This is a genomic window from Rhodococcus sp. NPDC060176 (assembly GCF_042728675.1).
Lineage (GTDB): Bacteria > Actinomycetota > Actinomycetes > Mycobacteriales > Mycobacteriaceae > Rhodococcus_F.
This window is the reverse complement of record NZ_JBHWYS010000014.1, coordinates 59,491-74,194: the sequence shown is the minus strand read 5'-3', so window position 1 is coordinate 74,194 and position 14,704 is coordinate 59,491. Positions and strand designations below refer to the sequence as shown.

Below are 14,704 nucleotides of genomic sequence, written 5' to 3'. Positions count from 1 at the left end.
CATTCGCCCAGTGAATTCCTCCGCAACCTGCATTTGAACGGGTTCAAACCCGACCGCCACATCACCAGGCTCCTGAGACTCTAGGTTCCCGAACTCCGAAACACCGCCGAACCCGACGGCGATCATCTCTGCACCTTGATCGGAAGCCGAAACCAGTCCCTGCGCTACTTTCTCAAATACTCGCAGATCGGCATTGCCATCACCCCGGACGGCAACTACTCCCGCGCCGACAACCTCATCTGGATGCTCCCGCAGCGCCTTCGCGAACTACTTCCAGTACATCCAACTGCGTCTCGCACACCCCGACCTGGTCAGCCGCGCCGGTGAGACATGGGTGGAACACCTCCATCGCCTGCAGAGCGATCACACCTCCGTCCGGAGCGGCGAACTGACCTGCAATGTTGCCGCGACGCTGGTAAATGCCGCAGATTACGGTGTACCCCAGCAGCGTTGGCGAGTCTTCGTCGTCGGATTTCGATCTGACCTCGACGCCGAGTGGTCATTCCCGTCGGCCACGCACTCGCACGACGCGCTGTTGTACTCGCAGTGGGTATCTGGCGATTACTGGGACCGTCACAAAGTCCCTAAGTCCAAGCGCGACGAGATGCCTACCCGCGCTGCCAATCGAGTTAGGTCACTCAAGGAAACGGGCAAGCCGTCCGAAAAGCCGTGGCGAACAGTTCGGGACGCTATCGGAGATCTCCCCGAACCGAAGATCGGCGGCCATCGTAAGCATCTCAATCACATCCTGCAGCCAAGGGCGCGGGCTTATCCCGGCCATACCGGCAGCCCTATCGATTTGCCCGCCAAAGCACTCAAGGCAGGCGGCCACGGCGTGCCCGGCGGAGAGAACATGTTGCGGCGCCCCGACGGGTCGGTGCGCTATTTCAGCATTCGCGAATCTGCTCGCCTGCAAACCTTCCCGGACCGGTATGAACTTCACGGCGCGTGGGGAGAAGCGATGCGCCAACTCGGCAACGCTGTCCCAGTGTTGCTCGCGCAGAAAGTCGCAGGGAGTGTCGCTGAACATATCTCGATCGCGGATTTCCGGGCAGCAGCCAAGGAACGCGGTAACGGAGCAACGAAGCGCGCGAACGCATGACCTCACAGCACCCCTTCAACCCCCTCGACATGCACAATCTCGGACTGAGTATCACCACAGCGATGCTCGGCACCGATCCAACACCGCTAGGAGCGGTACCGAAGTTCCAAGGCGCTGGTCTGTATGCGATCTACTACACGGGTCAATTCCCGGCATACCGGATGATCGCCGAGTGCAACACCGATAATAAATTTGAACAACCCATCTACGTCGGCAAAGCAATCCCCAAAGGTGGTCGCAAAGGCTCGATAATCGTTGCCGGCCCGGAGAAACCCACCCGAGGAACAGCGCTCAGTTCTCGCCTCAACGAGCACGCCCGAAGCGTCGAAAAGGCGACAAACCTCGATATCACCGACTTTTGGTGTCGTTGGCTCGTCGTAGAACCGATCTGGATTCCACTAGGCGAAAATGTCCTAATCGGCCGTACAGCCCCAGTATGGAATCGGATCGTCGACGGATTCGGCAACCACGATCCTGGTGCAGGGCGACATGCCGGCGAAGTGAGCAGATGGGACGTTCTTCATCTCGGTCGCGCCTGGGTCGACAAACTGAAGCCACGCCGCGACCCGGACACCACAGATCATATCCAGGCAGACATCATCGAATACCTCCGATCCCGGCTCCAGTGACAAACCTTGTCGATAGGAGGCCACCGCGAACGCGAGCCCGATGATGGTAAGGCTGCGGTTCTAAGCAGCGGTCATTGCACGACATCTCCGGTATACGGCGGTGTCATGGAAGATCGCATATGGGGCCGGATTTTGAAGACGAGAGCATTCACTTCCTCTACGAGCACCGGGAGTGCGTCAATAATGAACAGCGTTGTGGCGAATCATTTTCGAAAATATAATTCGCCCTTGGCTTTTGGTTGTTGGCTATCGCCACCGACCGATCCCCACCCGCCTTACAGCGACACGTCCACGTTCACCACGGCGCCGTCGCCCTCCTCCACCACATCGACCCCACCCTCTGCTTGGTTCTCGGCGAGCTTGACGTGCCACTCGGCGCGGGCGAGGAGTTCATCGAAAGTTATGACCTCCGGCTCGTGGAGGTTGCGTCGGAACAACTCGAAACTGTGTACCTTGTCGTCGATCGGGCCACCGCTCTGGCCGAGCAGCTGCTCCAACGATCCTACGATCAGGAAGGAACGGGGACGCACGATGAAGGTCCCTGTGCCTGCCCGCGAGCCGTCGCCGGCCCGATCCTCGATGTATTCGCCCAGGTCCCGGACGGCCATACGGACGGTCTGCTGGACCTGCACCACCGCCCCAGCCAGCTCGTTTGAAGGACGCCATGCACCAGACCTGTACTCTTCGGCAAGAAGATCCGTGCGGTGGTGCTTGATCTCGGCGAAAGCAAGCGACCGCACGGTCCCGTTCGTGCGCAGCAAGGCGCCAACTAGCTTAACAACGGTCTGAATATCGCTTCCGACGACGACCTTCTCCAGCTTGTCTCGGCCCCAGGAGGTCAGTAGCTGCCCTCCGAGGCCTATGCCACCCATGGGTTCGCTTCCAACAGTCGCTGCCACGCACGCTCAGGCCCTCCTGACAGTTTTTTCTCCTCGTCAAACGTAGCGTCGTCCTCCAACCACGCCCGCATCGTCTTTACGACCTCACGACGGTGCTGCAACGCGATGACGTCACGCGCGTCAGCATCACTCTGGATGAGCGCACGGAACCGCTCTGGATCCTCGGCGTACGCTCGGCCCACCGCACCAGGGTCAGAGAAGAAATCGCGCAGCACCTGGTCATCGACATATACAGTGCTGTCGCCGTCGGCTGGAATCGAGTCCAGAGCCTTAATAAGGTCGATCAACCTGGTGGATTGGTCACGATCGAGCTCGAGTACCTGCTCTAGCTTGGTCAAGTCTCCGGAGGTAGGCACCTTCTGGATTCGAATCTTGCGGACTTTGCCGGCCGATCGCCCGGACGTTGAGTTCAAGCTGCTTACGGCCGGCAGGGGTTGTGTAGACCACGTGCTTCGTCCATTCCCAATCATCGTCATCGCCTGTGGGCGCCTCATCGAACACCTTGCGGACATAGCAGGCCTTCTCACCGGCATCCTGACCGAATGCCAAGACGAAGCTCTTGCTCGCATAGGTCCGAGTCGTGAGCCGCCCATTCGCCCACGTCACCTCGTTAGGCTCAGGCAACTCCTCAAACGTGATCAGCATTCATCCCTCATGTCCCGTCAACTGCGCCAGTTCGGTGTACAACCACGGCAATAGTAAACAGGGGACCGGCGATCGAGTCGCAAATGGAGTTCCAGAGTGGCGGGTACCTTGTCATCCAGCAACGCCGCGCGCCTACACCTAAGAATTCACTTACGACTGGAAGGACCCCGTTTGCTGAGCCACTCACTGCCAGGGAATCAATGCGTGTGAATACGGCTGGCAGCGTATTCATTCGGAGTTCGGTGCGACGGCGATGGATAAGGGTCCCTAGCGTTGTAATTCTCCTTCCAATTTGAAGTCGCCCCGACGGTTCGTCGCTCAGTCGGGGCCACTCTCACCAGCTTTTCGTAGAAAATCGACGGTATGAGTACACCAAGACCAACGCCGAGCCCTGACCATCAGAGGGGATCGCCGCCGGCCCCTAGCCCCTCCCCGCATCCCCTTCCGTTTCGGCAACGCGCAGGCGTTTGGCTGGGAAGTCCTCCCTGGTGGTTTCGGGATGTTGTAATCGGTGTGGTTGTTTCTGTGTTGGTACTATGGGCCGGCGCATTGCTCGATGATCGCCGCGCAGCTCGGGATCGTGTAATTGCAGCTGAAGCTTTGACAAATACGGAACGTGCCGAAAATCTACGGTTTGTACGAGAACGTTCAAGTGCAAATTCCACCATTCCACGACCGTTCGCAGGGCTGGACCTCGCTGGGCAGAGTCTGAGAGGACTTCAACTCGGTTCTGCTGACTTCTTCCAGTCGAACCTTCAGGACGCGAACCTCCAAATCGCGGATCTTTCGGGAGCGAATCTGAATGACGCGAACTTGACCGGCGCCAGCCTCCTGGGCGCCAAATTGGTTGGTGTAAACCTGGTGGACGCTAAATTGAACAACACAGACTTAAGCTCGGCGGACTTGGAACGCTCTCAACTCGCCTTTGCGGATCTGTCTCGTGCCGCACTCAGATTCGCAAATCTAAACCACGCGAATCTGACCGATGCGGACTTCGTCGACGCTGATTTAGTCGGTGCGGACCTATCGGGCGCGAACCTGTCCGGAGCGAACCTATCCGGTGCTAATCTCGCCTGGGTCTGTTGGAGTGACGACACGGTGTGGCCTAACGGTTTCCCTCCTCCTCCTGTGTGCGCACACCCTAACTGAGTGCTGAATCTGAATCGATCCGAAGATCACCTCAGAGCGTTTCTGCGGGTTCGGGTGTGGAACGGCGAGGGAGATACTGGACTCTTCGGGTCACCGCGCCACCCGAAAGTTCCGGTCTCGGCGAGGCATTCGCTGCCACCCTCGGTGTCGTGTCTTGCAGATCCGCGATCAGAAGTGACATCAGATCCCTCGGCCTCGAATGGCTCCACGGGGGAGTAGTCAGGTTCGCCTTTCAGCGGATCCTCAAAAAGCGATGCTTCCATCTGGAGTTCGAAACCCAGCGTGAATCAGATGACCCTCGTCGGCCGATGCGATCGGGGGTGTGGCGCCGGCGCACCACGACGCGAAGCCCTCGTGCACCACGTCGTGATCGTCGATCAACGCCACCGCGATACCTGCCAGATCAGCTGAAGTCATCGACTAGCTCCTTCTCGTTACGGGCGTGAACGCCCGTAATTGACGGTGTTCACCGCACAGCTTCCGACGGTGACGGCGAGTGTCCTGATGCGGCCGGCTGCACTGAGGTGGGTGCAGCGGTGGCCTGCACCAAGATCAAGCCCTCGTCGTACTCGACCCGCACCTCCACTCCCTCCGACCCGACTGCTTCGAGGTCCTCGACGTGGGTGGGGTCGCAGTCGGCACCGACGCTGACCTGAAAGCTGCGGGGTCTCGGTGACCACGATTCGGGCACGCGCCAGGGCGGCGGCGACCAGAGCGGGGACCTCCAGCAGGGTGGTGTGTACGTGAGCCTCTACCGAGGACAGATTCGGTCGTATCTCCACTGCCACCGATACTCCGTTCTTCTCCCCCCGTGCAGTCAGGTCTCGAATCTCGCGTACCAGCGGGCAAAGCTGCAGTTGCCCATCCGCTTGCAAGAACAATCGGCGCATCCGAGCGGATTCGACCGCTGCCCGCTCACGCACACCTTCGGACTCGGCGGTGATTGATCCCTCCGCAAGGGCCGCTGCTCCCTGGACCTATACGGCAAAGGAAGGAGAGCACTACCCAAGGGATCGGTGGCGCGTCATCGACAAAAATCGGATGCACGTCGCCTTTTTTGAGAATTCAATCCTCATAAAGTACTAATTTGACAAATTATCCCCCTAAAGTTTTCACGACTTATCCACCTAAAGTACCAATTCCATAATTTCGGCCAGGAGACACTCGGAGGACATCTCGGTGCCGTCGCGATACATCAAGAGTGGGAGTCCTTCGAGTTGATGGATATCCACTGGTCAATATCTAACTTGCGGTAACTAACATTCCTAGATCTACCCGTTACTCGATGTTCTACTGAAATAACTTGTTGCAGGGTAATTTTCAGCAAACCAACCTGCAAGGATTTGATCGGTACATGATCAGAAAATTCGCCAAAAAAATTTCTAGAACTTGTTCACAAACCGGCCGCGATGTGAGTACAGTCACTGGAATCACCGAAGATCACAAACTCGTTTCGATTCAGAAACCTTCGGCAGGACACTTTCCGGAGTAGATCGACCAGGAGAATCCTGCCGGATCAGAACAAGCGCTATGTGTGTTAAGTGCTGTCTCGAGCCCCTTGTCGGGAATCGAATTATTGTCGTTCCGGATCTTTGCGAACGAGTCGGTGGTGATGTTTTTCGGCCGGACGCTGAGGGATTTTTCCGGACTCCATACTCCCTCGGTGAGCTGATGTCGGGGTCTGTCACTTCAACCATAAGGATGAACATGAAAAAGATCTTTACTGGTGCACTCGTTACTGCCGCAGCCGGAGCGATGCTGCTTGGCGGAACCGGAGCAGCAAACGCCGCTGTAACAATTTCGCATCCCACAGTGGCTAATCAGGTGTGCGGAAATGTCTTCACCGGTGCCACCATCGCGCAGGGTCCGTCCCACGCCAGCGCGACAGGTGTATCCAACGTAGTAGTCAAGGGAACGCTGTACAACAGTAGTGGCACTCCGGTTTGGACGGATCAGACAGGTCCCGGCGGAGCAGTCCCCAATCGTTTCGCCAATACGGACTCGCAGGGTCGTTGGTGCATCACCGGCGATGCAAGCCTGGTACCCACGATCACCGGCGGCGGTTACGTGGTCCTGGAAACCCCCTACACCGCTAGCACCAACAACCCGTGGAAGGGCGGATTCCCGGCCAGCACCCATATCGATCAGTGGGTCTTCTTGGCCCACGCAGTTTCAGTTGGCGGCGGCGCCCTCAACTCCGCTGAAGATTTCAACTTCGCCACCTAGGAGGAATTTTTCATGTCATATGATTTCCTACGAGCATTCGGGCCTCTCGTGAAAGGCCTCGCGGTAGCTTTCGGCGGTTCCCTCGACGGAATCAACGCAATGTCCCTCAACCCGTACTCGTCCGACACAGAATGAGGATGTAAAGAATGAACATAATTGCCGCCGCATTCGGCTCTCTGGGACCAACCGTCGCCCAGCTGGTGCCGCAGCTCTACACCCTGTCATTTGAAATGCCGGTGACTTTCTCACTGGGCACTCCCTGACATGACAGGAAAGGAAATCTGATGTCTCTGCAAGAAATAGCCTTCGACTTCACCAAGGTCATTTTCGGATCGGCAATGGTAGGGCCGAACGGCTTCATCAATGTGGTCACCACGTTCCTCTCCAAACTATCCTGAGGTGGATCAATGTCTTCTGATTACTATCAAGGAATGGTCTACGTCCTCGGAAACTTTCTGAGAGTGGCAATGGCTGGTCTGTACACGGCATCTTCACAAGGTGCAGGCTTCCAGAGCCTGGACATGTTGAGCAATGCCCCAACAGACTGATCACGAGAATCGCCAGGACTAGTCGAGCGCGGTGACCGTTCTCGCTCCAGTCCTGAAGCTCGTCTGAGAACCCGGTTCGTTTACTGTGTCGGTAACGAATCGGGTTCTTGGCTATTTATGGAAACCACTATCCATCACTCCCCAACGGATGTGGTGAATCATGTATGTCGCCGACCCGTCATCTTCGAGCAATTTTACTTCGCTGAGAGGTTCTGGACTTCGCACTCCTCGGGGAACTGATGTCGGGTCTGTCACTTCAACCATGAGGATGAACATGAAAGATCTTCGGTAGAGCACTCGTTGCTGCCACATCCGGAGCGATGCTGCTCGGCGGAACCGGAGCAGCAAAAGCCGCTGTAGCACTTGCAACAGCCACACTCGCTCATCAGGTGTGCGGAAATGTCTTCACCGGCGCCACCATCGCGCAGGGTCCGTCCCACCCCAAAGCGACGGGCGTGTACGGCGTAGCAGTCGGAGGAACGCTGTACGACAGTAACGACGTCCAGGTTTGGACCGATCAAACAGGTTCCGGCGGAAGTGTCCCTAATCAATTCCCTAATTCGGACGTAGCGGGTCGTTGGTGCATCACCGGACCTGCGAGCATAGCCTCCACCATCACCGGTGGCGGTTATCTGATCTTGGAAACCCCCTTACATCGCTAATGCCAATAACCCGTGGAACGACGGCGGATCACCGCCGAGACCCCAAATCGGTCAGTCGATCTTCTTGGCCCACGCGGTGTCAGTTGGCGGCGGCCTACTGAACTCCGCTCAAGGGTTCAACTTCGCCACCTAGGATCTGCGATGTGGCACGTGCCAGTCCCGAACCAACGCTCGACCTGATTGATCCACGACAACCCGGTCGGAGTGAAATGGATATGGAACCGCGGATGTTTCGCAAGCCAGTCCCGGACGGCGACAGTTCTATGAGTGGCGAGGCTGTCGCAGACGATGTGCATGTCGGGTTTCGTCGGGAACCGATTTGTCGATCGAGGTCAGGAATTTCCTGAATTGGGCGGCCGATGCCCGGTGGCCTAGCGAGGAACTCACCAGATTAATGCTCCTTGTTTCTGGAATTTTTCAACTGTCGCAAGTCGAATTATCCCAGGTAAGGGCACCAATCATGGTTGGTGACACGGGTTTACCGCGAATTACCGTGTAGGCCCGAGGCTAACACCGTTTCTATCGTGGAATGAAAATCGCCGGTGCGCGGCATTGAAGGCCTGAATGATCTGCTTCGTGACCCTTCCGGACGGGGACGCTGCATAGTTATGCATCTTCGCCCAGCAAAGGATGACCTGCAGTTGTTCCTCAGTATGTCCGGAATCGAGGGGTTCTTCGACACCTACGGATTCTGCATCGACCTCCCTGGCGCCGATCCGTTGCGCAAAATCGATGTATTGCAGGAGAACGGCTTTCAGCTTTTCCGCATTCGCGGGCCTCAGATCGATCACGTAATCCGTTCCACGGAAGGAGAATTCAATTCTCTCGTTAAGCTCATCGGCGACTGGCATCCCGTCGATATCATCGACACACTGTCGAATCAGTCTCTCCACCAAGGCACAATCCTCCGCGTTGTGTGCTTGACCCTCAGTCTACCCGTCAACTTTAGCGTGGACGACGACCGAGTCTTAGGTTTTGACGGCCACGCGCAGGAAGCGTTCTCGATCGTCGTCTCACAGACAGTAACTCTCCATACATGCGGGGCTGTCTGTACAGCATTTCACTGAGCGAGTCGACAAGACCAGGAAAGTATAAGCCGGGAAAGGCAGGTCAGACATCCAGGGTGGTTGAAATCCTTGCTGACTAAAATACTCAAGCCCCTCCTACTGCCTTCACTCTTACATGCTTGCAGTACCTGTCCAAGATCGGTGCGAAACGTGAAGATCGATGACCTGCGCCGTCTATCTTACGAAATGCCCTTTTGGGATTACGGCGCACCAGAGAGCTGATAGCTGATGTAGCTGTCGCCCCACTCGAGATAGGCACTTGACGTTGCCTGGCCTCGAATCTGGTCGTTCTGCCATTGACATACGGAAAAACCTAGAGGAACCGGAAAGGAGCTCACCCGGTCGAAGGTGCAGCTCGTGCCATGACCCTGCGAGTAGCGCCAGTCTAGCTCTTCACGACTGCGTGGCGGAGAATTACTGATCAGGTATGTGCGACCGAGCCACGTGATGCGCTCCAGAGGCGTGGCATGATCCCCAACAGGTGACCCGCAGGTTATGAGAATCCTTTCACCCTGATCAGAGTCATGAAAGGCTGCTTCCCATGGCTGGACGTAAACGGCATTCGCCCGAACAGATCATCCGCAAACTGCGCCAAGGCGACGAACTCGCCTGCCTTAGGCGCCGACATCGAGGAAATCGCCCGACAGCTCGACGTCTCGGTGAGCGCTCTACAACTGGCGCAAGCTTCTGCGGCGGCATGAAAACCGACGACCCAAAGAGTTCAAGGAACTCAAGAATGAGAACGCACTGCTCAAGGAGATCGCTCGGGGAAAATTCTGAGCCCGACCGCTAAACGAAACGCCGTGACGATGCTCCAGGAAATGATGGGGCTCTCACAGCGTTTCGCCCGCAAAATCGTCGGGCAACCGCGATCGACCCAACGGAAAGAGTTTGCGAAAAATACCCCGGACGACCCGGACGCCGATCTACGGAAATGGTTGCGGGACTGGGCCAAAGCCAACCAGCGAAAAGGGTTCCGGCGAGCGTGGGCGAGTCTACGAGCCGCCGGCTAGATGATCAACAGAAGAAGGCTCAGCGCCTCTGGCGCGAGGAAAGGATTGCGGGTAAAGGTCCGCAGGATCCGGAAATGTGCCGGTTCTTCGACCACTCCGATCACCGAAGCGGACGCACCGAAGGTGTTGTGGGCGATCGACTTCCAGTTCGATTCGACGACGGACGGGAGGAAGTTCAAGATCGCGTCGATGGTCGACGAACACACCCGTCAGTCGGTGCTCAACATGGACGAGAGATCTATCCCGGCAGAGGATCTCGTCGCAGCTTGGAGAAGGCGTACGCGCTCTGGGGTGGCCCGCCACAGATACTTCGGTGCGACAACGGCCCGGAGTTCATCTCCGAATCGCTGAGGAAATTCTGCGAGGATCAGGTCGGTATCGGTTACGTTTCCCCTGGTCGGCCATGGAAAGGGTACATCGAGTCGTTCAACAATCGTGTCCGTGATGAGTGCTTGAACATGAACGAATTCCACAGCGTCCTCGAAGACCGGGTCGTCACCGAGGACTGGAAGGAGGACTACAACAATCGACACCGACATTCATCGCTGAAGTACCGCACCCCAAATGAGTACAGCTGCCAGCTGTATTCACACGCATTGATTCTCTGATACCGAGTGGCTCACAAAACGGGGTCCTTCCACTGCCATCGAGAGTGCGTGCACGTCCTATCCAACACTCGTACGCTCATGTATGACCGGGCCCCGTGCATGCGTAGGCACGACCGATCCAGGCTTCGCTTACTCGGCAATCCACGACAGCTTGCAAGCGAGGCCCCGGCCCCAAAACGGGCCGACCTATATAACGTCCAGCGTTCGACGTGTTGGGCTCATTCGAGGTTTCAGTTTGTCGATGGGGTGATTCCCGAAAGTGGTGTCAAGGGTAGGCCAGACTGTTTCTGGCCCAATTTTCTTGACCATACCAACCATCGGTCAGCGAAGCGCTCACGCAAGTGTGCGCATCAGCCGATTTGCCTGGATGCGGTTGGCATGGGCACTTTCGGATTCGCCTGTGGAGGTGATCAGGTAATCCCGCTCTGCCACGCCGGCACATATGCCGAAGAGGGTCGCAAGGGAGCCTCGGGAGCGATTGTGGACGCCGACCGCTGGCATCTCGGAATAGCCTCGCGGAATAGGTGGAGAAAACTGTTGCAGCCCATCCTTATTGCTTACTTCGCATGGAAGTGGAGTCCAAAGCCACGACCACAAGCACCTATCGGAATTGCTGGCGCAGGCAGTCCTGCCGGTGCAGGGCGCTGGCAGGGCGGTCACAGTCCGTGCGAAGCGTCGATTCGATGCAGCCGCCATGTTCGGGAACGAATGTGTGGGATTAGGTTGCAATCTGAATCCGGCAGAATGAACGCCAATTCACGGATGTCGTTATACCCCGAAAATTTGCCGCATCCAACAGCGTGGCAGGTTCCTCGTGAAAGTGTTTAAAGCGCTACGTACTTCGTATCGAGGTACTCGTCGATACCCTCGGTTCCGCCTTCACGACCGAAGCCCGATTCCTTGACGCCACCGAACGGCGCGGCAGCATCGGAGATCGCGCCGCGGTTGACGCCCACCATGCCGGTGTCCAGCTTGGCCGAGACACGCATCGCACGGTCGATGTCGCGGGTGTAGAAGTACGCCACGAGACCGTACTCGGTGTTGTTCGCAGCCGCGATCGCCTCGTCTTCGGTGTCGAAACCGACCACGGCCGCAACGGGTCCGAAGATCTCTTCCTTCAGCAGGCGCGCATCGGCGGGCACCTGGTCGAGGACCGTCGGGGTGAAGAAGAATCCGGGGCCTGCGGGTGCCGATCCACCGGTGCGAACGCGAGCACCCTTGGACACGGCGTCGTTGACCAGTCCGGTGACGGTTGCGAGTTGCTTGGTGTTGATCAGCGGTCCGATGTTGGTGCCCTCGGCGTCACCGGCGCCCACCTTCAAGGCCGCAACCTTGGCGGTGAACTTGTCGGTGAACTCCTCGCGCACCGAGTTGGCGACGTAGATGCGGTTGGCCGCGGTGCAGGCCTCGCCGCCGTTGCGCATCTTCGCGAGCATTGCGCCGTCGACAGCTGCGTCGATGTCGGCGTCGTCGAAGACGATGAACGGCGCATTGCCACCGAGTTCCATCGACGTGCGGAGCAGCTTGTCAGCAGCATTGCGCACCAACAACTTTCCGACGCCAGTGGAGCCGGTGAAGGTGACCTTGCGCAGACGCGCATCTTCCATCAGCGGTCCACTGATGGAGGCCGCGTCGGACGTCGGGAGGATCGAGAGCACACCGTCGGGCAGACCGGCATCGGCGAACACCTGACCGAGGAGCTGCATGGTCAGCGGCGTGTCCTCGGCGGGCTTGACGATGATGGTGCAACCGGCAGCCAGCGCCGGTCCGATCTTGCGTGTGCCCATGGCGAGCGGGAAGTTCCACGGGGTGATCGCGAGGACCGGTCCGACGGCTTCCTTGGTGACCAGGATGCGACCGTTGCCGGCCGGAGCCTGCGTGAAACGTCCGCCGATGCGTACTGCTTCCTCGCTGAACCAGCGCAGGAATTCGCCGCCGTAGTTGACCTCACCGCGGCTCTCTGCCAACGACTTACCCATTTCCAGGGTCATCATCAGCGCGAAGTCCTCGGCGCGGGCGTGCAGCAATTCGAAGGCGGTGCGCAGGATCTCGCCGCGTACACGTGCCGGAGTGGCCGCCCAGTCTTCCTGCGCCGCAGCGGCGAGGTCGAGCGCGCGGATACCGTCGGCAGCGGTGGCGTCGGCTACCTGGGCGAGTTCCTCACCCGTTGCCGGGTTGTAGACCGCAAAGGTCTTCTCGGCCGGGACGAGCTTGCCGCCGAGCCAGAGACCCTGGGGTACCGAGTCGAGAAGATCCGAGACGTTGGACATGTCAGTTCCCCTGTGCTGCAGTACGGATGGCTAGAGTGGATTGCTCTCGGAGTGAGAGGTAAGGAGATTCTTTTCAGCGTGTCGAGTGACCTCAGGCTCACCCCGAAAAGTGCAGAATAGCTCTGCAGCGATGATCGGTACATTCACATGACAAATCGTTGGTCCGGGGCTGAGAATCCCTGACGAGTCCGTGCGTGAAGTGTAGTGGAATGTCGATCAGTTGTCAACTGTAGCAATCAATTCAGTGGTGTGTGCGAACCGTGAGTAGGAATGCTTGTGCTGGATCCGTAGATCATAGGCTCCGCGTCCGGCGTTGTTCCAGCAAAGGCGAGCCGCTCTCATCGAATGCCGGAACCGATTACGCTCTTGCACCAGTGGTTTCGTGGTTATCGGCAGCGGGTTGGCTACCTTCGAGTGCCTGATTCTCAGCGCTGCCGTCGCCACATTCGGCGAGAGTCACGTACACGCCGGAGCAGCGACCTCGATCGAAAGGAGGTTGCACGAGATCGTTCGTGGGACGGGCCTAGAAGGTGGGCGGGCTGACCCCGGTCGAGACTGCTCCCGACTAGTAGGCGAGAGATGCCGAGCCCTTTTCGGCTACTCACCGAGCCTGACACCGCAGAGCCAAATAATCTTGACGCACCGGGCTCAGTGATTGTGTGTCAGCAGCAGGTGGGGGCCGCGCTGTCGGCAGCGCCGAAGCGTCCGGCCGGGGGATAGTGGGCGGTGACGACGACCGGACGAATCGGAGGCGGAGTGTTCCTGCTCTTCGAAAGTTGGAGGTTGCCCTCGGTTATGACCACGGCAACAGCGGGCAAGTCACCGATTTCCAACGCTGAGATCGCATCAGGCGCATCGGAACCCAGTGGAGCGTCGATGACAACGACGTTCGCCGGACTACCGACTACGAGTGCACCTTCGGCCAATTCATAGACAGCCTTCACATTACCTGTAGAGGCGACAATGGCCTGTCGGCCGGTCAACGGTCCGAGCGAGGCCGATTCAGCCATCATCCGGAGCATTCCCAGCGGCAGAACACCAGTCCCTGTCGGAGTATCTGTCGCTAGCAAGATCCTGTGGAGATCGCCCTTCTCGAGGGCCAACTCCATGATGTCGATCGCAGACTTGAGATTTCCGGCTTGAACGATCTGCAGGGCGATCTCGCCACCATCGTCAACGATACTTCGGTTCTCACTCCGGGTGAGAGCCGTAGGCCCACCGTTGATGTGGCCCGCGATGTTGGGATTCATCGCCAGCAGCAGTTCCGCGTCGATCTTGGACTTACTACCAGGAATGGATCCGCCGCCACTGTGGCACATGACCACGATGCCCTCGTTGCGGGCTGCGTGGACTACCGGAACGTACTCCCGTGCCGAAGCGAACGCGCCGAAGCCGGCCTTGGCCAACCACACGCCGGCAGCACGAACCTCGGCGAAGTCATCCGCCGTGAGGCCGGGTTCGAGGATGATTGAACCGGCATGCACCGTCATGCCGGATGGGCGGTACGTCATGAAGGAGCGCTGTGCAGCGATTGCCAGTGCCTTTACCCCTATGACATCTGTCGGTCGTCCGGGAACATGCACTTCGCTGGCAGAGATAACACTCGTCGTGCCGCCGTGCACGTAACTCTCGAGGAAATCGACAGTCTTCTGTCGAGGCGTGTAGTCGCCGAAGGTCGTGTGTACATGCGAGTCAATGAGGCCGGGAATCACGGTGGCACCCGCAACGTCGACGACCGCCTGATGTGTCGAGTGATCGACTTCTGCGCTATCGCCGATCCACGTGATCAGTCCGTCAGCACAGATGATCGCGTCGCCGGACAGCTGGCCTTCCGAAGATCCGACGCACGAGTCGCCGATGTTGATGAGAGCGATGCTCATAGTTTT

At 58.2% G+C, this 14,704-nt stretch carries 15 protein-coding genes and 1 pseudogene; 8 read left to right on the top strand and 8 right to left on the bottom strand.

The window, feature by feature from the left end:
• Positions 1 to 193 precede the first annotated feature (193 nt).
• Entirely contained in the window at positions 194 to 1,102 is a 909-nt protein-coding gene (locus tag ACFWEM_RS32785; protein WP_378539816.1) for a DNA cytosine methyltransferase, read from the top strand.
• A complete protein-coding gene (locus ACFWEM_RS32780; protein WP_378539815.1) occupies positions 1,099 to 1,731 on the top strand; it encodes an Eco29kI family restriction endonuclease in 633 nt (210 codons plus the stop codon). Before ACFWEM_RS32785 ends, ACFWEM_RS32780 begins: the two co-directional genes overlap by 4 nt.
• A 275-nt stretch (positions 1,732 to 2,006) precedes the next feature.
• On the opposite strand, the gene ACFWEM_RS32775 is transcribed toward ACFWEM_RS32780, so the two are convergent.
• Entirely contained in the window at positions 2,007 to 2,630 is a 624-nt protein-coding gene (locus tag ACFWEM_RS32775) for a Shedu immune nuclease family protein (RefSeq protein WP_378539814.1), read from the bottom strand.
• Complete coding sequence (locus ACFWEM_RS32770) at positions 2,591 to 2,986, bottom strand: hypothetical protein (RefSeq protein WP_378539813.1); 396 nt, start codon at positions 2,984 to 2,986, stop codon at positions 2,591 to 2,593. The genes ACFWEM_RS32775 and ACFWEM_RS32770 overlap by 40 nt, the downstream gene beginning before the upstream one ends.
• 652 nt (positions 2,987 to 3,638) lie before the next feature.
• Here ACFWEM_RS32770 and ACFWEM_RS32765 point away from each other — a divergent pair.
• Positions 3,639 to 4,424, top strand: a complete 786-nt coding sequence (locus ACFWEM_RS32765; RefSeq protein ID WP_378539812.1) for a pentapeptide repeat-containing protein — start codon at positions 3,639 to 3,641, stop codon at positions 4,422 to 4,424.
• Between the two features lie 243 nt (positions 4,425 to 4,667).
• Here the strand turns inward: ACFWEM_RS32765 and ACFWEM_RS32760 are convergent, their stop codons facing one another.
• Together ACFWEM_RS32760 and ACFWEM_RS32755 are read right to left on the bottom strand one after the other, a co-directional pair.
• Positions 4,668 to 4,841: a hypothetical protein gene (locus tag ACFWEM_RS32760; protein ID WP_378539811.1), complete on the bottom strand. Its 174-nt coding sequence runs from the start codon at positions 4,839 to 4,841 to the stop codon at positions 4,668 to 4,670.
• Between the two features lie 49 nt (positions 4,842 to 4,890).
• Complete coding sequence (locus tag ACFWEM_RS32755; RefSeq protein WP_378539810.1) at positions 4,891 to 5,115, bottom strand: hypothetical protein; 225 nt, start codon at positions 5,113 to 5,115, stop codon at positions 4,891 to 4,893.
• 1,016 nt (positions 5,116 to 6,131) lie between these two features.
• On the opposite strand from ACFWEM_RS32755, the gene ACFWEM_RS32750 reads away from it, so the two are divergent.
• From ACFWEM_RS32750 to ACFWEM_RS32735, 4 genes are all read left to right on the top strand, one after another.
• On the top strand, positions 6,132 to 6,650 hold the full coding sequence (locus ACFWEM_RS32750; protein ID WP_378539809.1) for a hypothetical protein: 519 nt from the start codon (positions 6,132 to 6,134) through the stop codon (positions 6,648 to 6,650).
• A gap of 12 nt (positions 6,651 to 6,662) precedes the next feature.
• Positions 6,663 to 6,785, top strand: a complete 123-nt coding sequence (locus ACFWEM_RS32745) for a hypothetical protein (RefSeq protein WP_378539808.1) — start codon at positions 6,663 to 6,665, stop codon at positions 6,783 to 6,785.
• A 272-nt stretch (positions 6,786 to 7,057) separates the two neighbouring features.
• The gene (locus ACFWEM_RS32740; protein WP_378539807.1) at positions 7,058 to 7,198 is read left to right on the top strand and encodes a hypothetical protein; all 141 of its coding nucleotides are present in this window, start codon (positions 7,058 to 7,060) and stop codon (positions 7,196 to 7,198) included.
• Positions 7,199 to 7,518: 320 nt separating this feature from the next.
• The gene (locus ACFWEM_RS32735) at positions 7,519 to 7,860 is read left to right on the top strand and encodes a hypothetical protein (protein ID WP_378539806.1); all 342 of its coding nucleotides are present in this window, start codon (positions 7,519 to 7,521) and stop codon (positions 7,858 to 7,860) included.
• A gap of 116 nt (positions 7,861 to 7,976) precedes the next feature.
• Here the strand turns inward: ACFWEM_RS32735 and ACFWEM_RS32730 are convergent, their stop codons facing one another.
• Together ACFWEM_RS32730 and ACFWEM_RS32725 are read right to left on the bottom strand one after the other, a co-directional pair.
• Positions 7,977 to 8,156, bottom strand: a complete 180-nt coding sequence (locus tag ACFWEM_RS32730) for a transposase (protein ID WP_378539805.1) — start codon at positions 8,154 to 8,156, stop codon at positions 7,977 to 7,979.
• 192 nt (positions 8,157 to 8,348) lie between these two features.
• Positions 8,349 to 8,753 carry a histone-like nucleoid-structuring protein Lsr2 gene (locus ACFWEM_RS32725; RefSeq protein ID WP_378539833.1) on the bottom strand — a complete coding sequence of 135 codons (405 nt, stop codon included), beginning with the start codon at positions 8,751 to 8,753 and terminating at the stop codon, positions 8,349 to 8,351.
• A 715-nt stretch (positions 8,754 to 9,468) separates the two neighbouring features.
• Here ACFWEM_RS32725 and ACFWEM_RS32720 point away from each other — a divergent pair.
• Positions 9,469 to 10,540: pseudogene (locus tag ACFWEM_RS32720) on the top strand (IS3 family transposase).
• 832 nt (positions 10,541 to 11,372) lie between these two features.
• Here the strand turns inward: ACFWEM_RS32720 and ACFWEM_RS32715 are convergent.
• Positions 11,373 to 12,818 (bottom strand): NAD-dependent succinate-semialdehyde dehydrogenase, encoded by a 1,446-nt coding sequence (locus tag ACFWEM_RS32715; protein WP_378539804.1) that lies wholly within the window; start codon positions 12,816 to 12,818, stop codon positions 11,373 to 11,375.
• Positions 12,819 to 13,480: 662 nt separating this feature from the next.
• Complete coding sequence (locus ACFWEM_RS32710) at positions 13,481 to 14,698, bottom strand: hypothetical protein (protein ID WP_378539803.1); 1,218 nt, start codon at positions 14,696 to 14,698, stop codon at positions 13,481 to 13,483.
• Positions 14,699 to 14,704: the final 6 nt, after the last annotated feature.